This window comes from Streptomyces sp. E2N166 (assembly GCF_003671715.1).
Lineage (GTDB): Bacteria > Actinomycetota > Actinomycetes > Streptomycetales > Streptomycetaceae > Streptomyces > Streptomyces thinghirensis.
On the sequence record NZ_RAIF01000032.1, the window covers coordinates 519,563 to 537,415 of the forward strand.

Here is a 17,853-nt window from a genome sequence, read left to right on the forward strand (position 1 = left end):
GCGCGGGCCTGTTCGACGAGCCCGACGCCGCGCAGAGCGGCGAAGGCGGCTGCTGCGCCGCCCCCGCCACCCTGCGGATCGGCACCGGCGCCCCGGCCGCCTCCGGCGGCTGCTGACACACCCACCCCGCCCCCAGGAGGTTCACCATGTCCCGCGTGCAACTCGCCCTACGGGTACCGGATCTCTCCGCGTCCGTCGCCTTCTACACGAAGCTCTTCGGCGTCGAGCCCGCCAAGCTCCGCGACGGCTACGTCAACTTCGCCATCGCCGAGCCCCCGCTCAAGCTCGTCCTCATCGAAGGCGAGGCGAACGCGGCGACCCGCCTGGACCACCTCGGTGTTGAGGTCGACAGCACGCAAGCCGTCCACGCGGCCACCACCCGGCTCAGCGCAGCGGGGCTGGCGACGGCCGAGGAGAACGACACGGCCTGCTGCTACGCCCTGCAGGACAAGGTCTGGGTCCACGGCCCCGGCCAGGAGCCCTGGGAGGTCTACGTGGTCAAGGGCGACGCCGACACCCTGACCAGGCAGAGCGCCGGCCCTGCCGACGCCGAGGAAGCGGCCGACGCCGCCGGATGCTGCTGATCCACCGATGACCCACCCGCACACCAGTGAGGCCGTGACCGGAACAGGGGACCGGTCACGGCCTCGCGCCGCCCTGCCCGCCCTGCGCCCCACCTGGCCGTGTTCACCACTGCGTGGCTGCCGGCGGGTCCGACCACGGCAGTGCCGCGCTGGACCAGCCGCCTGGCTGTGATGAGGCCGGCGGGCCCGGTGCTCCGTCAGCCGGTGGCCAGGGTGATCGCGTCGGGGACGGTGTCGAACGCTTCGCTCACGCGGGCGGCGAGTGTCACGCGACCACCTTTGCCGCGGCTGCCGGCGCCTTCGCCGCGGCCGGCCGTCCAGTTCTTGGCGCCGACGCGGTAGGCGCCGAAGGCGATTTCTCCGAGCATGCGCAGCCGTATGTCCTCGCGGCCATCGCGACCGAGTTTGACTTCTGGGGCGCCCGTGGCTGGCTCGTCACCGACCCGGCTGCCGGCCTGCGTTGAGCAGGCACACGACGAGCCTTCGACCTGCTCACTGGGGGAGGGGGAGCCCGGCCCGCCCGTCCCTGACGGTGCGTGGCCCGCCCTGCCAGGACGAGCGCGTCCCACCTTCTGCGGTCACTCCTGACCGGGAGAGGATGCTGGATCCTTCTTCGCGAGGTAGACCGTGTTGGTCGCGGTGCCGCCCTGCAGAGGGTTGTCGAAGGTCACCACGTGCGCCTCGTGCTCGGCGAAGACCTGCGCGAGTGCGGCGCCGAACTGCTCGTCGGGCGGGTCGTTCGACCACAGTGCGAAGACACCGCCGGCATGAAGGCGGTCCGTGAGGGAACGGAGTCCCGCGGGTCGGTAGAGCGCGGCGTGCCCCGGGTGGAGGACATGCCGCGGTGAGTGATCGATGTCCAGCAGGATGGCGTGAAAGCGGCGGCCGGGTTCCTGCGGATCGAGTCCTTGAGGGTCGCCGGCCATCGCGAAGAAGTCGCCGTTCACCATGCGGCACCGAGGATCTGACGTCAGGGCGTCACCCAGCGGCACCAGCCCGCGCCGGTGCCAGTCGATCACCTCCCCCAGCGCGTCCACGACGATCAGTGAGCGTACGCGCGCGTCGTCCAGTGCGGCCCGAGCGGTGTATCCGAGGCCGAGTCCGCCCACGGCGACGTCCAGGCCGCCGCCGGTGGTCGCCGCGAGACCCAGCCGGGCGAGGGCGATCTCGCCCTCGGTGAAGAGGCTGGACATGAGGAACTCGTCACCGAGCTTGACCTCGTACACGTCGTCCCCCGAGGCCGGGTGCCGACGCCGCCGCAGACTGATGTCTCCCAGCCGTGTGGGACGCCAGTCGATCTCCTCGAAACGCAGGCTCATGGAATCCCTTCCCGGTCATCGCCTCGATGCCGTGAGTGGTGTGCGGCAGGACGGTGCAGCAGTGGACGACGTGGCAACCAACGCGGTCGGTGGGGCAGACGTCACGGCAGGTACGGATGGCGCCCGGGGAGCCGACCGTCGGCCCGAGCGAGAAAGCCGGCCTCGTTCCCTCTTGCGAACTTACCTTGACGAGAGGGTATGTTCGTAATCGGCAAAGGCGCCGGCATCCGGAGTGAGGCGGTAGGGCGTGGGCGGACGGCTGATGCAGATCGGCGAAGTGTCCGAGCGTACGGGACTCTCCCTGCGGACGATCCGCCACTACGAGGAGGTCGGCGTGGTGGCGCCGAGCGAGCGCAGCGCCGGCGGGTTCCGCCTCTACACCGAGGCCGAAGTGCGGCGGCTGGCGCTGGCGCGGCGCATGCGTCCCCTCGGCTTCTGCCTCGAGGACGTCCGTGCCGTGCTGGACGTACTGGAACAACTTCCGGATGGCGGCAGGCCCCTGCCTCAGACCGACGAACAAGTACACGGCGAACTGGTGGCACGACTGCGTTCGTACTGGGTGGAGGCCGACGCGAGGTGTGAGGACCTGCGGCGTCAGCTGGCGTCTGCCGAAGACTTCGCTCGCTCTCTGCATGGCCACCTGGCCCGCCTGATGGAAGCCGACGAGGCCGGCCGGGAGGCGGCACGGTGAGTGCGAACCGCGGCTGTGCGGCGTCCGAGGCGGTCGGCGATGGACGTTCGTGGTGAGCGGTCGCCGGCCGGGTGTCCTGCCGCCGGGTCAGTGTTCGAGGCGCTGCCGGAGCGTGGCGGCGAAGTCCTCGGCCATCGTCAGACGGGCGCGCAACGTCTCGCAGCGCGCGTCGGCCACCTTCCGGTAGGAGTCCAGGCGCTCCCGCAGCCTTTCCCGCTCCTCTCCCGTGGGGGCGTCGTCGGACGTGGCGAGCCGGTCGGTGATGTCCAGCAGGTCGCGCATCTCCTCCAGGGAGAAGTCGAGCGGCTTCATGCGGCGGATCACCATCAGCCGGTCGACGTCGGCCGCCGTGTACAGCCGGAAGCCGCCCTTGCTGCGGGCCGAGGGAATAACCAGACCGACTTCTTCGTAATGACGGATGGTGCGCAACGACAAACCGGTCCGCTCGGCCACTTCGCCGATCTGCATCTGCCGGGCTTCCGTCATCGCTCAGCCATCTCCCTCTGTCGTCCGCCTGGTTTCGAAACAGTCAAGTTCGTCAGTCTACGTGAGAACAAACACAGGAACTCGTGTGCCGTTTACCTGTGATTCACAAGCCGCAACTCGCACCCTGTGCTCACGTCAGGGTAGACTTCCGGGTGTGCTCGCCGGCGCAGTTCCATGCACGGTAGGGGGCGCAATCGCCGCGGCGCGGGTCCCGATGGAGCCTGTGACGGCACCGAAGACTTCCAGGCAATGATGCCTGACCGGCGACCTGAGGGTTGCCGCCCTGTCCGGCAAGGCCCCCGCCGAGGCGGCCGGGCTGCCGGGGGATTCCTCTCTCGTGGAATCACGTAAGCCCTGCGCGTGTGTCCAGCGGCAACGGACGCGTGCGCCTGAACAGGAACGGTTGCATGTCCTCACCGCTGTCCGCGGCTCCCAGGTTCCGCATGTCCAAGCCCGACTGGCTTGCCTCTCCCAAGGTCCTGCGCACCGAGGTGCTGGCCGGCCTGGTCGTCGCCCTCGCGCTCATCCCCGAGGCGATCTCCTTCTCGATCATCGCCGGCGTCGACCCCAGCCTCGGCCTGTTCGCGTCGTTCACCATGGCCGTCGTCATCTCCGTGGTGGGTGGCCGCAAGGCGATGATCTCCGCCGCCACCGGCGCGGTCGCCCTGGTCATCGCGCCGCTCAACCAGGAGCACGGTCTCGGTTACATGATCGCCGCCGTCATTCTGGCAGGCGTCTTCCAGGTGATCCTGGGCGCTCTCGGGGTGGCCAAACTGATGCGGTTCGTGCCGCGCTCGGTGATGGTCGGCTTCGTCAACGCCCTGGCCATCCTGATCTTCATGGCCCAGGTGCCGGAGATGCACGACGTGCCGTGGGCGGTCTACCCGCTCCTCGTCGGCGGCCTGGCCCTCATGGTGTTCTTCCCGAAGGTCACCAAGGTGATCCCGGCGCCGCTGGTCTCCATCGTCGTGCTGACGGTGATCACCGTGGCCGCGGGCATCGCCGTCCCCAACGTCGGTGACAAGGGTGAACTGCCCTCGTCCCTGCCGGTGCCCGGGCTGCCCGATGTGCCCTTCACTCTGGACACGCTGACCACCATCGCGCCCTACGCGCTCGCCATGGCGCTGGTGGGCCTGATGGAGTCGCTGATGACGGCCAAGCTGGTCGACGACATCACCGACACCCACTCGGGCAAGACCCGCGAATCGATCGGCCAGGGCGTCGCCAACATCGTCACCGGCTTCTTCGGCGGCATGGGCGGCTGCGCCATGATCGGCCAGACCATGATCAACGTGAAGGTCTCGGGTGCCCGTACCCGTCTGTCCACCTTCCTGGCCGGCACCTTCCTGATCATCCTGGTCGTCGTCTTCGGCCCCATCGTCTCCGACATCCCCATGGCCGCCCTGGTCGCAGTCATGATCATGGTGTCGGTGGGCACGTTCGACTGGCACTCGATCCAGCCGAAGACGCTGAAGCGGATGCCGGTCGGCGAGACGATCGTCATGGTCACGACGGTCGTCTGTGTGGTCGCCACCCACAACCTGGCCATCGGAGTGGTCGTCGGCACCATCGCCGCGATGATCATCTTCGCCAAGAGGGTCGCGCACCTGGCCAACGTCTCCGGCGTCGTCGACCCGGACGGCAAGCAGGTCGTCTACTCGGTCACCGGTGAACTGTTCTTCGCCTCCTCCAACGACCTCGTCTACCAGTTCGACTACAAGGACGATCCCGACGACGTCGTCATCGACCTGTCCGGCACCCACGTCTGGGACGCCTCCTCCGTCGCCGCCCTCGACGCCATCGAGACCAAGTACGCCCAGCGTGGCAAGAAGGTCACCATCGTGGGCCTCAACGAGGCCAGCGCCGACATGCACCAGCGCCTGGCCGGAAAGCTCGCCGGAGGTCACTGACCTCGAAGCCGCCTGCTCCGCACCCACCGCCGCGGGGCAGGCGGCCTGTTCGCGGCCAGGACCTGTCCGGGAGGTCGATCCCACCGCGGGATCCGGTCCCTGCCCGTCCGTTCTCCCGGACGGCAGCGCTGCTTCGCAACCGGGCGTAGAGGGAAGCTCAGCGGTCGGGGCGGCAGCGGCGTGGACTGGCTGGACATCGCCTGCACCCGGGCGATGCACGAACTGCACCTGACCCACGTCGGGCCTCGCTCGCGCTTCCTCGAGTTCGCCGCGGAACCCGGAAGCCCTTCCGACGTCGACCGCCCCGAGGCGGAGAAGGCGTACGACTCGGCGATCCCCGTTGTGTGAGTGAGCCGAGCCGCCCCTCGCCACCGCCTCGGCGGCGGTCACCGCTTCCCCTCCCAGGTGTCGACGTCTCACCGCCGCGGGACCGGAGGCAGGCTCGCCGGGCCCGGTAGGCGGTCGCGTGGAGCCCGGGTGCGGCTTCCGGTCAGGCGTCGATGATCACGGGAATGACGAGGGGCCTGCGTCGGTGGGTGCGGAAGGCCCAGTTGGCGACGGAGCGGGCGATGAGCTGTTCGAGTTGGTGTGCGTCACCGACGCCTTCCTCCGCCGCCTTGGCGAGTGTCTTCTCGATGACGGGGACGACGGGTTCGAACGTGGTGTCGTCGTGGACGAAGCCGCGGACCAGGAAGTCGGGCGGCTCGGCCAGGGCTCCGGAGTCGGCGTCCACGATGGCCACCACCGTCACGACTCCCTCCTCCGCGAGGGTGAGGCGGTCCTTGAGGGACGCTTCGGTCGCTCCGCCCACCTCCGTGCCGTCGACGTAGACGTTGCCGGCGGGCACCTTGCCGGTGATCGAGGCGCGGCCGTCGACGAGGTCGACGACGACACCGTCCTCGGCGATGACCACCCGGTCGGGGGCGACTCCGGTGCGGACGGCGAGGTCCGCGTTGGCCCGCAGATGGCGCCACTCCCCGTGCACGGGCATGACGTTGCGGGGCTTGATGATGTTGTAGCAGTAGACGAGTTCGCCGGCGCTGGCGTGGCCGGAGACGTGCACCTTGGCGTTGCCCTTGTGGACGACGTGGGCGCCCCACCGGGTGAGGCCGTTGATGACGCGGTAGATGGCGTTCTCGTTGCCGGGAATGAGGGAACTGGCGAGCAGGACGGTGTCGCCCTCGCCGATGCGGATCATGTGGTCGCGGTTGGCCATCCGCGACAGTGCGGCCATCGGCTCGCCCTGCGAGCCGGTGCACACGAGGGTGACCCGGTGGTCGGGCAGCTTCTCCAGTTCCTTCGTCGACACGACCAGCCCGGACGGGACCTTCAGATAACCCAGCTCGCGGGCGATGCCCATGTTGCGGACCATGGACCGGCCCACGAAGGCGACCTTGCGGCCGTGCTCGTGTGCGGCGTCGAGCACCTGCTGGATGCGGTGCACATGGCTGGCGAAACTCGAGACGATGACCCGGCGCGGTGCGGTACGCATGACCTGTTCGATCGCGGGGTTCAGGTCGCGCTCGGAGACGGTGAAGCCGGGCACCTCGGCGTTGGTGGAGTCGACGAGGAACAGGTCGACGCCCTCCTCACCGAGGCGCGCGAAAGCGCGGAGGTCGGTGATGCGGCCGTCCAGGGGGAACTGGTCCATCTTGAAGTCGCCGGTGTGCAGCACCAGGCCGGCACCGGTACGCACGGCGACCGCGAGACCGTCCGGGATGGAGTGGTTCACGGCGACGAACTCGCAGTCGAAGGGACCGAACGTCCGTCGGTCGCCTTCACGCACGCTCACCGTACGCGGCCGGATGCCGTGCTCCTTGAGCTTGGCCTCCAGGAACGCCAGCGTCAGCTTCGACCCGACGACGGGAATGTCCGACCGCTCGCGCAGCAGGTAGGGCACGCCGCCGATGTGGTCCTCGTGGCCGTGGGTCAGGACGATGGCCACGATGTCGGCGAGGCGGTCCCGGATCGAGGTGAAGTCCGGGAGGATGACGTCCACTCCGGGCTGGGTCTCCTCCGGGAACAACACGCCGCAGTCGACGACGAGCAGTTTGCCCGCGTGTTCGAAGACGGTCATGTTGCGGCCGATCTCACCCAGGCCGCCCAGGGCGACGATCCTCAGCCCTCCCTCGGGCAGGGGCGGAGCAGCTGTCAGATCTGGATGTGGATGACTCATACCTTGACGTTACCGGAGGGTGCGCGGTCTTCACGCGCAGCCTGCGCGGTGAATGCCGGTGCGGTGCGAGACCGGGTGCCCTGGTGCAGCACGACCATAGTCGCACGGTCTCGTGTGCCGCTCGTCGGTCGCCGCGAAACAGGGCCGCGATGACGCTGTCCGCCGAGTCGTTCCTGCGCCGCACGCTCGGGCTGAGGACCGCCCGCGTCCAGCAGGACGCCCGCGTTGGGACGCGGGACTGCGGCGCGCCCGGGGGTCTCGGTCGCCGGCGCCGGGCACCAGACCGAGGTCGACGGTGCGGACCTCCCGCTCGGCGAGTCGGCCGCGCGGACCGCGGGCGCCTTCCCGGTCGGCGCGGCTGAAACCACGCGGGACTCCGAACAGGGGCCGTTCACGGGGAGTGACCGGGTGACCCAAATGGCAGTCGTCACCAGGCGCTCCACTCGGGATCGACGCCGGCACCGGCACCGGACGACTGTCCGGCGGCGTCGTCGATGTCGCGACCCGTGAAGCGGTGCTTGTCTCCCGGCAGCCTCAGCCCGGTGGTGTGCGCCTCATCCTGGACAACGGCAAGATCAATGCGTCGGGGGACCAGCCTTTGCGCATCGCCCTGACGGACAGTGGGCTGGTCAAGGTGAGTGGTGAAGCCCTTGGATCCAGGCGGGTGCGGCGCGTGCGCTCCGAGCGGGCCCGGTGTGCCTACCGGTTGGGCATCGACGGCACCCCCGCCCGCGATGTGCACGCCCCGCCGCGCATGGAGGCGCTGCCGGGCCGCGGTGTACCGCTCCGGTGGCACCGTTTTCAGCGTCCGCACTGCCTCTGCCGGCGGGACCATGGCCATGCTGGTGCCGCCCAGGGCGGTCATCCGGCCGAACTCGCCGCGGTGCACGGCTTCCACGGCGTGCCAGCCGAACCGCGTGGCGAGGACCCGGTCGTAGGCGGTCGGTGTGCCGCCGCGCTGGACGTGGCCGAGGATGACGGGGCGTGCTTCCTTGCCGAGCCGTTCCTCCAGCTCGGTCGAGAGCTGGCGGGCGATGCCGGCGAAGCGTTCGTGGCCGTAGACGTCCTTGCCGCCCTCGTCGAAGTCCATGGTGCCCGGCGTCGGCTTGGCGCCCTCGGCGGCGACGACGATGGCGAACCGCTTGCCCGCTGCGAAGCGCTCGCCGACTCGGGCGGTCAACTCGTCGATGTCGAAGGGCCGCTCCGGCACGACCACGGCGTGTGCGCCGGCGGCCATGCCGGAGTGCAGGGCGATCCAGCCGGTGTGCCGCCCCATGACCTCGACGACCAGGACGCGCTGGTGGGACTCGGCGGTGGTCTTCAGCCGGTCCAGGGCCTCGGTGGCGACGGTCACGGCCGTGTCGAAGCCGAAGGTCACGTCCGTGGCCGAGATGTCGTTGTCGATGGTCTTCGGCACGCCCACGATGGGCAGGCCGTTGTCGGACAGCAGACGGGCGGCCTTCAGCGTGCCCTCGCCGCCGATCGGGATGATCGCGTCCAGGCCGAGTTCCTCGACGTGACGCCGGGCGCGCTCGACGCCGTCCCGCAGGTGCTCGGGGCGGACCCGGGAGGAGCCGAGGATGGTGCCGCCGCGGGCCAGGATGCCGCCGACCGCGTCCAGGTCGAGCTTGAGGTAGTCGCACTCCAGGAGGCCCTTCCAGCCGTCCCGGAAGCCGATGACCTCGTCGCCGTGGTCGACGACGGCGCGGTGGACGACGGACCGGATGACGGCGTTCAGGCCGGGGCAGTCGCCGCCGGACGTGAGGACACCCATGCGCATGGCGTTCGGACTCCTGGGAAGCAGGGCGGGCGGCCGACGGCCAGGGTCGGTCCCCGCCCGTGGGAGATTGGAGGCGGCGCCGCCCCTCGGGGGAAAGAGGACGGCGCCGCTCGACGACGACGGCGGCCTGTCGGAACCGCCCTCGTAGCAGCGATTGCCAATCTACCCTAACGTGACGGTAGGTTTGCAGCGGCAGGATGAACCGGCGGACGACGCGAGGCGGTGGGGCCGTGGCTGGAAGGCTGATGTGGATCGGCGAGGTGGCCGAGCGCACGGGGCTGTCCCTGCGGACGATCCGCCATTACGAGAACGTCGGTGTGGTCACCCCCAGCGAGCGCAGCGAAGGCGGCTTCCGGCTCTATACCGAGGCCGGGGTGCGCCGGCTGGCGCCGGCGCGGCGGATGCGGCCCTTGGGCCTGTGCCTGGAGGACATACGAGGCGTGCTGGACCTGCTGGAGCGGCTTCCCGCCGACGGATCACCGCTGCCGGAAAGCGACAGCGAAGCACACGAGAAACTGGTGACACAGTTGCGCAAGTACTGGGTCGAAGCCGACGCGCGGTGCGACGACCTGCGCCGGGAACCGGGGCAGGCGGAGGAGTTCGCCCGCTCCCTGCACGACCACTTGGCCCGGGTGGTGGAGGCCGCCACGGCAGCCGGCGGCGGGGCGGGGGCCGTGCGATGAGCGCGAGCAGCGACTGGGCGGCCTCGGAAGCGGCCAGGCGGCGGACGTTCGCGGTGATCAGCCACCCGGACGCGGGCAAGTCGACGCTGACCGAAGCCCTCGCCCTGCACGCGCACGCCATCACCGAGGCGGGGGCGGTGCACGGCAAGGCGGGGCGGCGCGGTGTCGCCTCGGACTGGATGGAGATGGAGAAGGCCCGCGGCATCTCGGTCACCTCCGCCGTGCTGCAGTTCGCTCATCAGGGCTGTGTGCTGAACCTGCTGGACACGCCCGGTCACGCGGACTTCTCCGAGGACACCTACCGGGTGCTGGCCGCGGTGGACTGCGCCGTGATGCTGATCGACGCGGCCAAGGGGCTGGAGGAGCAGACCCGCAAGCTCTTCGACGTCTGCCGCCACCGGGGCATCCCGGTGATCACATTCATCAACAAGTGGGACCGGCCCGGCCGTGAGGCCCTGGAACTGCTCGACGAGATCGAGCGCGAGTTCCGCCTCAGGCCCACACCCGTCACCTGGCCGGTCGGTGACGCCGGGTACCTGCGCGGACTGGTCGAGGTGCGGCAGCCCGGGCGGATGCTGCGCTACACCCGTACGCCCGGCGGCGCGCACGAAGCCGACGAGGAAGTCATCTCCGCCCACCAGGCCGCTCTGGATGAGGGCGCGGACTGGGGCAAAGCGCTCGAAGAACTGGACCTCCTGCAGGCCGACGGCGCCGTACACGACCAGGAGGCGTTCCTTGCCGGCCGTTCCACGCCGGTGTTCTTCGGCGCGGCGGTCTCCAACATCGGCGTACGGCTGCTCCTCGACGCGGTCGTCGATCTGGCCCCGCCGCCCGGCCCGCGGGAACTGGAGAGTGGGGGAGCCCGCCCGGTGAACGCTCCGTTCTCCGGTCTGGTCTTCAAGGTCCAGGCCAACATGGACCCCGCCCACCGCGACCGGATCGCCTTCATGCGAATCTGCTCGGGCATCTTCGAGCGCGGTATGACCGTCACGCGCGCAGCCTCCGGCAAGCCGTTCGCCACCAAGTACGCGCACAGCGTCTTCGGCCAGGATCGCTCCATGGTCGACATCGCCTACCCCGGTGACGTGGTCGGTCTCGTCAACGCCGCAGCCCTGCGCGTGGGGGACACCCTCTACACCGACCAGCCGGCCGTGTTCCCGGCCATGCCGACCTTCGCGCCCGAACACTTCGCCGTGGTCCGCCCGGTCGATCTCGGCAGATCCAAGCAGTTCAGGCGCGGTATCTCGCAACTGGACGAGGAAGGGGTCGTCCAGGTTCTGGTCTCCGACCTGCGAGGCGACCAGGCACCTGTCCTCGCGGCAGTGGGACCGATGCAGTTCGACGTCGTCAGCGCACGGATGGCGGGCGAATTCTCCGCCGCGGTGAAGTTGGAGGTGCTGCCCTATCACCTGGCGCGAGCCACCGACGCAGCCGGAGCCGACGCCCTCAACCGGTCCCGGCTGGTCAAGGGCGAGGCCCTGACCAGGATCCGCGACAAGGCCCAGCTCGCGCTCTTCCCGGACCGCTGGCAGGCGAACTCCTTCCAGCGCGAATTCCCCGCCGCCCGACTCGACACCCTTCTCGCCGCGCACGAGTGATGTCCGCCGTGACCGGCCCTTCCCGCATGAACGAACACGGCCCGGGCCGCGGTGGCGGCTGCCTGGCCTGGCCCGGGAAGGGGGCGGCCCTCGCTTCAGGCGGAGGGTGCGGCGAGACCCACTTCCTCGTAGTGCCGGATCGTGCGCAGTGACAGGCCGGTCCGTTCGGCCACCTCGCCGATCTGCATCTGCCGGTCAGTCATCGCCGCAGCCTCATTCTTTCTGATCCAGGATCGGGTAATTCGGCTGCTCAGCCCTGTGTGCGAAGAGACATGAAAAAGTCGTCGATATCCATGATCTCTTCGTCTGTTAGGGAGGGTGCGTGCCAATCCGTTCTCGCGCCGTGTTCCATGAACGCGGAAGGAAGGCGCGTGCCGTAGGTTTCCACGTACTCGGCTGTGTCGCGCCGCCAGTAATAGGTGCCGTCACTGTGAAGGGCGGATCCGCCCATGACCGAGAATTTCTGATCCACGACATCTTCAGTGTGTCCCATGAGAGCGATGATCACGGGTGCCGCTCTCAGATATTCCGCTACACGTGGGCGTTCGTGGAGGGGCATGTGACCGGAGAGTGCCTTGATCTCCTCTGCGTTGCGGCTGAAGTGGGACTGGCCGGAGATGCTGCCGAACAAGCCGAGGGGGGTGACTTGACGCATGCGATGTCCTCCTGGTCGGACTGTTGGCGGCGGTGGATGTGGTCACGTTAGCGCACGCGGGGGCGCCCGGAACGCGGTTCCGGGCGCCCCCGCCGGGCTACTGTCGGGCTGTTCCGGGCCCGTTCACCTCGGGTCGCCCAGGCTGCCCTCAGGCCATTCACGGACCTTGCCGGTCCGTGGATCGAGGTCCACCTGATGGCCGCTCGCGTTCTTCACTTCTACGCCACCGAGAGCGTCGGAAAGTTCGTCCGCAGCCTTGCATGCGCCGTGGCAGGTCACCAGCTGGATGGGACCGCCGTCGTAGTACGGATTCTCTCTGACCAGATCAGCGATTTGCTGGGGGTGCGTTATCTTGCCGTCGACGATGAATTCTCCCTGCTCGTTGCCGTGGACGATGACGTCATGTCCGTAATTGCCCTTCGATCGCAACAGATTCTGGATCGTGTTCGCATCGTCGCCGATCGCTGTGGCGGTCCTCGTGTAGCGGACACTTCCGCCGGCCCAGGTGAATGACGCGGCAGGCGGAACTCCCATAACGGTCGCTCCGGCCGCACCGTGAGGAGACGCGGTGGCCTTGCGCCACCCGGTCAGTCCGCCGACCCCGACGAGGACAACCTGCTGGGTGAGTTCCTCGGCGGCTTCGGCATACAGGTCGGCGAGGGCGTCGCAGCCCTGCTGGCGGAGCATGTATTCGGCGCGGTAGAGGCGGTAGGCGGGGCGGGCAGGGAGGTACTTGTCGACGAAGGCGCCGGCGCCGCCGTTCTCGCCGGTGAATGCGTCGTGCAGGTCCCCGGCGAGGACGAAGGGGGACTTGAAGACGTCGACGAAGGCGTCCCCGAAGATGCCCGCGGCTTCGCCGAGGCTGTCGACGCGGTCGTCGTTCGGGTCGTCGGGGGTCAGTCCGCTGGGGTCGGTCAGGAGGGTGGGGACGTTGTCGGCGTAGGCGTAGGGCGAGATGTACGGGGTCGTCTGGGAGCGGGTGGCCGGGTCGGGTCGGGTGAAGCGGCCGGTGGTGGTGTCGTACTGGCGGGCGTGGAGGTCGAGGTTGCCGGTGGTGGTTTCGTGGCGGGCGCCGGTGTAGGCGGGAGGGCTCGCGGGGGCGCCGCCGGTGACGGTGCCCAGGACCCGGGTGCCGAACGGGTCGTAGGCCCAGCGCTGGTAGAGGGTGCCGGTGCTGTTGGTGACGTCGACCGGGGAGCCCTGGGTGTCGTGGTGGTAGTAGAAGAGCGTCCCGGCGCCGGTCTTGACGGAGGTGGGCTGGCCGATGGGGTCGTAGCGGAAGGACTGTTTGATGGTCCAGGCGCTGTCGTATTCGGTGGCCAGGATCGGCAGCGGGGCGTTGGGGTCCCACTGGGTGCGGTGGGTGACCGCGCCGTCCTTGAGGGTGGCGACCTGGTTGCCGCTGGCGTCGTGGTCGTAGGTGTAGGCGGTGCCCGCGACGGTGGCGGCGGAGATCTGCCCGGCCAGGTCGTAGGTGTAGGTGTCGGCGCCCTTCTTGGTCTGGTTGCCCTCGGCGTCGTAGGCGTAGGCGGTGGTCGTGGTGCCGGTGGTGGTGGAGGTGAGCTGGTCGGCCGCGTCGTAGGTGTAACTGGTGGAGGTGGTGCCGAGGGCGGAGGTGAGGCGGTTGCCGACCTTGTCGTAGGTGTAGGACGTGGTGCGGCTGGTGGCGCAGCCGGCGACCCAGGGCTGGGGGAAGCAGCCGGAGGTGAGGCGGCCGGCGGTGTCGTAGGTGAGGTCGTAACGTTGTCTTGTTCTTGCGGCCGTCGGTGTGGCTGGTGATGTTGCCCGCACCGTCGTAGGTCCAGCTCTCCACGTAGCCGAGGGCCGAGGGGGCGCTGCGGGTGAGCATCCGCCCGGCGCTGTCGTACGTCATCTCCGTGGTGCCTCGTCGTCTGCGGTGCGGGATGAGGAGGCCGGTGCCTTGGTAGCCGCCGTCGGCGAGTGTCGGGGCGCCGCGGCAGGCCCGGTCGATGCCGGACTCGGTGAAGGCCCGGCAGTCGTTGCGGCTGCCGGGCAGCGGGAGTCCGATGGCCACGACCAGGCGGCTGTTGGCGTCGATGACGACCTGCGGGTTGGTCGAGTACCGGTAGTTCTTGCTGGACGCGGCGACACTGCGGTCGCGGGAGGGCACCAGGGTGCCGTCGACGATGTAGACGGTGTCCTTGCGCGGCCGGCGCGCGGGCGAGATGGCCAGCAGCGGTGCGAGGTGGTCCAAGATGCGGTCGGCCGCGGACTTCGACACTCCGAACAACGGCGCCACCTGCCGCAATGTGAGGTTCGTGCGCCAGTACGTCGCCACCAGCAACACCCGGTCCTCGATCGACAGCCGCCACGGCCGGCCACGCTGAACGTCGCCGCCTCGGCGCCGTACCAGTGCCACCAGCCTCGCGTACTGCACCTCGGTCAGACCCGAAAACGGCTCGATCCACTTCGGATCATCTGCTGAGATCACCCCACCCACGCCCGACCAACGCACCAGCCGCACTACTGGTTGCGGCACAACCTCAGCGGGCTGACGTCCTCGGGACCTTCCAGAGCGACGATCAGCGCGGTGTTCTCCATCTGAGCGATCGCGGCCGCCAGTTCCTGACGGCGGGCGTCGCGCTGGTCGGCGGGGATCTTCCGGTTGACCGTATCCCCTTTGAGACGGCGGGCTACGTCGGTCACTTCGTTGCACGCGAGGAGGAACGCCGCGTACGCCTGTCGGCGTACGTCCCCCAGCCACTGCGTGTGTGTCTCGGTTCCGGCAGCCCGGACGGCGTCCAGGGCAGCTCGGTACGCGGCCTCGGCCTGTGCGATACCGACTTCAGACGCGGCTTCCGCTTGCGCGATACCGGCGCGGGCTGTCGCGTCCGCTGCTCGCAGCGCGCCGCGTAGTTGCCACCGGCCGACGGCGAGCGCGGTCGGGATGCCGATGACGGCAACGCCGGCCGCGACGAGCGTGCTGATCGTCTCCGGGTTCATGCGTCGATCCTGGCTCAGCCGGCGTGCCGCGAGACTGGGTTCGCTCCAACTGGGCATCTGAGAAAGGCTCAGCGGGGGGCTTGCGGGCCCAGGACGTCGAAGGCCCCCTGCGGCAACAGGGGGCCGAGTCGACTGTCCATGGCCTCACGGAGTCGTCGATACCCGCGATGGCTGGTCGCGGGCGCTCCTCCATTGGGCCTCAAAGGGCCGCTGATCTCAAGCGATTCACAGAAGTGTTTACAGGATCACGCGCAGTAGGGCGCTGAAGCCGTTCGTTGGCGAAGATTGACCCACCGCTACCGAGACGAGTGCCGGCAAGCACATGCAGCAAGTCACGGAGCGTCATGGCCTCGAAGATCGGAGTGGGTTGCCGTGGAATGGCGGACCTTCAACCAGCGCATCATCCTCCTGCTGCTGCTGGGCATCGTCGTGATCGGTCTGATCGCGGCCGGACAGGAACCGTACGTAGCGCTGGCGATCGCCGGCGGCATAGTGATGCTGCTCAAGGACGCCTGGCTGCCCGGGGGTAGCCGTGACGAGCGCAAGAGCGCCGGCGGGCGGCGTGCGACGAGCACGCTGGCGTCGGCGGATGACACCGCCGACGACGGCGGGACGCCGAACCTCTCGGATGGCTCCGAGACGCCCGAGGGCGAGGACAAGTGATGACCGGCCGCACCATCACCCGCGAGCACAGGGCACTGTGCAAGCTGCTGAAGAAACAGCTTTCGACGAAAGGGGCAACGCTCGCGCAGGTCGGCGTCTCGATCCGCATGTCGCGCTCGGGCGTGCACCACTACGTGAACGGCACGGGGGGCCGCATCCCAGACGGGCGGACGTTCGACAAGCTCGTCAAGGCTCTCGGCGGTGACCCCACCGCCGAGACGTGGAAGTCGGCGTACGTCGCCGCGTGCCAGAGCTACGGCAAGAAGGTCACACCGCCCGTGGTCGCCGAGGGGGGCGCCAACCAGCCGCAGCGGCCCGGCCGCCGGGGCTCTGGGTCTGGGATCTCCCGTGGGACGGCGGCAGTCATGGCGCTGTATACGTCGGCGGCGCTCATTGGGGGAGTGCTGGCGTTCGGCAACTCCGGCCCGGACGAGTTCGACTACGACATCAATCCCAGCCTGATCCAGCCGGCTCCGCCGACCGAATCGCCCGGTGAGACCGTGCTGCCCGCGAGGCCCTGGTCGCCGGATCCCACGGTGTCGGCTGATCTGGTGAACGACGCGGTGATCTCCCGCGACGTGTCCATGGTGGACATCTTCGACGCGTCGACCTGGGAAGTGGTCGGGGGGATCCCGCCAGGCGGCGTCGTCAACGACGTGTGTCGCGCCCGTCTTGCTTCGTCGGGCATCGGCGACGGCGACTTCATCAGGATGGACATCACGATGGAGGCCAGGCCGGACGACGAGTACGGCTACTTCGAAGCGAAGTATGCCGAGAACCGCCACATGATCCGCATGTGCCGTCCCTGACCACTGCGACGCGTGTGCCCCCGGTCTTCGGACCGGGGGCACACGCGCGTTCCGGCCTGGCCAACAAGGGCGTCCCGGACCACATCCTCGCGCGATAGGCCGGACATACGAACGTAAAGACGACCAAGCGGTGGTACGTCAAGCCGGATGTAGAAGATCTTCGCGGAGCCGCCACCACTTGGGATGGCCTGCACGGGGGTGCGGCAGAGGGGCAAGAGTGAGCCACGCGGACTATGAGCCGAGCAACTTGCGCGCCGTATGGCCTGCAGGATTGGGGCGAGGGGGCTTCGGAGTCCGCTTGCTGGTTTTGGACCGGTGGTCGTAACTGAGAGCATCCGGCTACGGCCAAGCCTTCTACCAAGCGTTCACCGTGTGGTGTTCAAGTTGCTGTTGGGCGGGGTTTCGGAAGGTTTCCAGGTGGATCGCGCCGAGCCTCGTTCGTGCCACCACACTCGATGCTGCTTCCTGAACCGCCTGCGTGATCAAAGAGGAAAGCGTTGCTCGTAGCGGCTGAAGGAGGGCACGCGCCCGGAGGGCCCACTGCCGACACGGCCACGAGTACATGCCGGAGAATGTATACCTGGGTTTTGGTTGGCAGGACCGGAGCGGGGCAAGGCCCGCTAGGTCCACCCCGGCGATAAGACAGCTCGTGACAGATGAGAGGCTCAGGCGGGTGAGCGAGACACCACCGAACACCCTGCAATACCGCTTTGACGGGCCAGAAGAGGCCCCGGTCCTGATCCTCGGTCCCTCACTGGGTACCACATGGCACATGTGGGACCGGCAGGTGCCCGAGTTGGCGCAGCAGTGGAGGGTCTTCCGCTTCGACCTGCCGGGGCACGGCGGCGCCGCCGCCCACCCGGGGGGTTCCGTCGCCGAGCTCACCACGCGTCTGCTGGCCACACTCGACGGACTCGGCGTGCAGCGCTTCGGCTACGCGGGCTGTGCCTTCGGCGGTGCCGTCGGCATCGAACTGGCGCTGCGCCACCCCGAACGCCTCGCCTCCCTCGCGCTGATCGCCGCCTCGCCGCGCTTCGGGACGGCGGACGAGTTCCGCCAGCGTGGTGTGATCGTCCGTACGAACGGGATGGACCCCATCGCGCGCAGCTCGCCGGAGCGTTGGTTCACGGGAGGGTTCGCCGCCGCCCAGCCCGCGATCACCGAGTGGGCCGTGCAGATGGTGCGGACCACCGACCCCGGCTGCTACATCGCCGCCTGCGAAGCACTCGCCGCGTTCGACGTGCGTGGCGAGCTCGGGCAGGTCGGCGTCCCGACCCTGGTCCTGGTCGGCTCCGACGACCAGGTCACCGGCCCCGCCGAGGCCCGCACCCTGGTCGCCGGCATCCCGGACGCCCGTCTCGCCGTCGTCCCCGGCGCCTCCCACCTGGTCCCGGTCGAGCAGCCCGCGGCCGTCACCGACCTGCTGGTGCGGCACTTCACCACCGCATGGCAGACCGGCCACGACGCGTCCACGGGACAGATCGCCGTCCCGGCCGCCCACGCGACCGCACCCGCCGCCCCGGCCGCTCCCGCAG

At 69.2% G+C, this 17,853-nt stretch carries 16 protein-coding genes and 4 pseudogenes; 9 read left to right on the top strand and 11 right to left on the bottom strand.

What is annotated here, in order from left to right; translation table 11 throughout:
* Positions 1-146: 146 nt before the first annotated feature.
* A complete protein-coding gene (locus EBH09_RS29485) occupies positions 147-584 on the top strand; it encodes an ArsI/CadI family heavy metal resistance metalloenzyme (protein WP_121749955.1) in 438 nt (145 codons plus the stop codon).
* 197 nt (positions 585-781) lie between these two features.
* Here EBH09_RS29485 and EBH09_RS38010 read toward each other — a convergent pair whose 3' ends face one another.
* Both EBH09_RS38010 and EBH09_RS29490 read right to left on the bottom strand, forming a co-directional pair.
* The gene (locus tag EBH09_RS38010; protein WP_193776605.1) at positions 782-952 is read right to left on the bottom strand and encodes a hypothetical protein; all 171 of its coding nucleotides are present in this window, start codon (positions 950-952) and stop codon (positions 782-784) included.
* A gap of 210 nt (positions 953-1,162) precedes the next feature.
* Positions 1,163-1,903, bottom strand: a complete 741-nt coding sequence (locus EBH09_RS29490) for a spermidine synthase (RefSeq protein ID WP_121749956.1) — start codon at positions 1,901-1,903, stop codon at positions 1,163-1,165.
* Positions 1,904-2,150: 247 nt separating this feature from the next.
* Here EBH09_RS29490 and EBH09_RS29495 point away from each other — a divergent pair, with 247 nt between their 5' ends.
* Positions 2,151-2,594 carry a MerR family transcriptional regulator gene (locus EBH09_RS29495; RefSeq protein ID WP_121749957.1) on the top strand — a complete coding sequence of 148 codons (444 nt, stop codon included), beginning with the start codon at positions 2,151-2,153 and terminating at the stop codon, positions 2,592-2,594.
* Between the two features lie 87 nt (positions 2,595-2,681).
* Here EBH09_RS29495 and EBH09_RS29500 read toward each other — a convergent pair whose 3' ends face one another.
* Complete coding sequence (locus EBH09_RS29500) at positions 2,682-3,080, bottom strand: MerR family transcriptional regulator (protein WP_121749958.1); 399 nt, start codon at positions 3,078-3,080, stop codon at positions 2,682-2,684.
* 407 nt (positions 3,081-3,487) lie between these two features.
* Between EBH09_RS29500 and EBH09_RS29505 the strand changes: the two genes are divergently transcribed.
* Together EBH09_RS29505 and EBH09_RS39320 are read left to right on the top strand one after the other, a co-directional pair.
* A complete protein-coding gene (locus EBH09_RS29505; protein WP_121749959.1) occupies positions 3,488-4,990 on the top strand; it encodes a SulP family inorganic anion transporter in 1,503 nt (500 codons plus the stop codon).
* A gap of 180 nt (positions 4,991-5,170) precedes the next feature.
* Positions 5,171-5,338: a hypothetical protein gene (locus EBH09_RS39320; protein ID WP_193776763.1), complete on the top strand. Its 168-nt coding sequence runs from the start codon at positions 5,171-5,173 to the stop codon at positions 5,336-5,338.
* 142 nt (positions 5,339-5,480) lie between these two features.
* On the opposite strand, the gene EBH09_RS29510 is transcribed toward EBH09_RS39320, so the two are convergent.
* Complete coding sequence (locus tag EBH09_RS29510; RefSeq protein WP_121749960.1) at positions 5,481-7,166, bottom strand: ribonuclease J; 1,686 nt, start codon at positions 7,164-7,166, stop codon at positions 5,481-5,483.
* 757 nt (positions 7,167-7,923) lie between these two features.
* Positions 7,924-8,946: pseudogene (locus EBH09_RS29515) on the bottom strand (6-phosphofructokinase); the annotation flags it as partial.
* A gap of 230 nt (positions 8,947-9,176) precedes the next feature.
* Between EBH09_RS29515 and EBH09_RS29520 the strand changes: the two are divergent.
* Positions 9,177-9,629 carry a MerR family transcriptional regulator gene (locus EBH09_RS29520; RefSeq protein WP_121749961.1) on the top strand — a complete coding sequence of 151 codons (453 nt, stop codon included), beginning with the start codon at positions 9,177-9,179 and terminating at the stop codon, positions 9,627-9,629.
* On the top strand, positions 9,626-11,227 hold the full coding sequence (locus EBH09_RS29525; protein WP_121749962.1) for a peptide chain release factor 3: 1,602 nt from the start codon (positions 9,626-9,628) through the stop codon (positions 11,225-11,227). The genes EBH09_RS29520 and EBH09_RS29525 overlap by 4 nt, the downstream gene beginning before the upstream one ends.
* 98 nt (positions 11,228-11,325) lie before the next feature.
* On the opposite strand, the pseudogene EBH09_RS29530 reads toward EBH09_RS29525, so the two are convergent.
* From EBH09_RS29530 to EBH09_RS29555, 6 genes and pseudogenes are all read right to left on the bottom strand, one after another.
* Positions 11,326-11,430: pseudogene (locus EBH09_RS29530) on the bottom strand (MerR family DNA-binding transcriptional regulator); the annotation flags it as partial.
* A 47-nt stretch (positions 11,431-11,477) separates the two neighbouring features.
* Complete coding sequence (locus EBH09_RS29535) at positions 11,478-11,882, bottom strand: hypothetical protein (RefSeq protein ID WP_121749963.1); 405 nt, start codon at positions 11,880-11,882, stop codon at positions 11,478-11,480.
* Between the two features lie 123 nt (positions 11,883-12,005).
* Positions 12,006-13,673: an RHS repeat-associated core domain-containing protein gene (locus EBH09_RS29540; RefSeq protein WP_238697470.1), complete on the bottom strand. Its 1,668-nt coding sequence runs from the start codon at positions 13,671-13,673 to the stop codon at positions 12,006-12,008.
* Between the two features lie 14 nt (positions 13,674-13,687).
* Positions 13,688-13,755 (bottom strand): annotated as a pseudogene (locus tag EBH09_RS40000) (hypothetical protein); the annotation flags it as partial.
* A pseudogene (locus tag EBH09_RS29550) lies at positions 13,753-14,343 on the bottom strand (transposase family protein); the annotation flags it as partial. The pseudogenes EBH09_RS29550 and EBH09_RS40000, both read right to left, overlap by 3 nt.
* Positions 14,344-14,366: 23 nt before the next feature.
* On the bottom strand, positions 14,367-14,846 hold the full coding sequence (locus EBH09_RS29555) for a hypothetical protein (protein ID WP_121749964.1): 480 nt from the start codon (positions 14,844-14,846) through the stop codon (positions 14,367-14,369).
* Between the two features lie 372 nt (positions 14,847-15,218).
* On the opposite strand from EBH09_RS29555, the gene EBH09_RS29560 reads away from it, so the two are divergent.
* From EBH09_RS29560 to EBH09_RS29575, 3 genes are all read left to right on the top strand, one after another.
* Complete coding sequence (locus tag EBH09_RS29560) at positions 15,219-15,509, top strand: hypothetical protein (RefSeq protein WP_121749965.1); 291 nt, start codon at positions 15,219-15,221, stop codon at positions 15,507-15,509.
* Positions 15,509-16,318: a helix-turn-helix transcriptional regulator gene (locus EBH09_RS29565; RefSeq protein WP_121749966.1), complete on the top strand. Its 810-nt coding sequence runs from the start codon at positions 15,509-15,511 to the stop codon at positions 16,316-16,318. The genes EBH09_RS29560 and EBH09_RS29565 overlap by 1 nt, the downstream gene beginning before the upstream one ends.
* Before the next feature lie 673 nt (positions 16,319-16,991).
* Positions 16,992-17,853 (top strand): alpha/beta fold hydrolase (locus tag EBH09_RS29575; RefSeq protein WP_121749967.1); only part of this gene is annotated, 862 nt, incomplete at its 3' end.

Bases quoted from the DNA above. Each gene is read 5' to 3' on its own strand.
- EBH09_RS29525 (WP_121749962.1), top strand. From the start codon at position 9,626: ATGAGCGCGAGCAGCGACTGGGCGGCCTCGGAAGCGGCCAGGCGGCGG.
- EBH09_RS38010 (WP_193776605.1), bottom strand. From the start codon at position 952: ATGCTCGGAGAAATCGCCTTCGGCGCCTACCGCGTCGGCGCCAAGAAC.
- EBH09_RS29500 (WP_121749958.1), bottom strand. From the start codon at position 3,080: ATGACGGAAGCCCGGCAGATGCAGATCGGCGAAGTGGCCGAGCGGACC.
- EBH09_RS29510 (WP_121749960.1), bottom strand. From the start codon at position 7,166: ATGAGTCATCCACATCCAGATCTGACAGCTGCTCCGCCCCTGCCCGAG.
- EBH09_RS29505 (WP_121749959.1), top strand. From the start codon at position 3,488: ATGTCCTCACCGCTGTCCGCGGCTCCCAGGTTCCGCATGTCCAAGCCC.
- EBH09_RS29490 (WP_121749956.1), bottom strand. From the start codon at position 1,903: ATGAGCCTGCGTTTCGAGGAGATCGACTGGCGTCCCACACGGCTGGGA.
- EBH09_RS29485 (WP_121749955.1), top strand. From the start codon at position 147: ATGTCCCGCGTGCAACTCGCCCTACGGGTACCGGATCTCTCCGCGTCC.
- EBH09_RS29565 (WP_121749966.1), top strand. From the start codon at position 15,509: ATGACCGGCCGCACCATCACCCGCGAGCACAGGGCACTGTGCAAGCTG.
- EBH09_RS29535 (WP_121749963.1), bottom strand. From the start codon at position 11,882: ATGCGTCAAGTCACCCCCCTCGGCTTGTTCGGCAGCATCTCCGGCCAG.
- EBH09_RS29555 (WP_121749964.1), bottom strand. From the start codon at position 14,846: ATGAACCCGGAGACGATCAGCACGCTCGTCGCGGCCGGCGTTGCCGTC.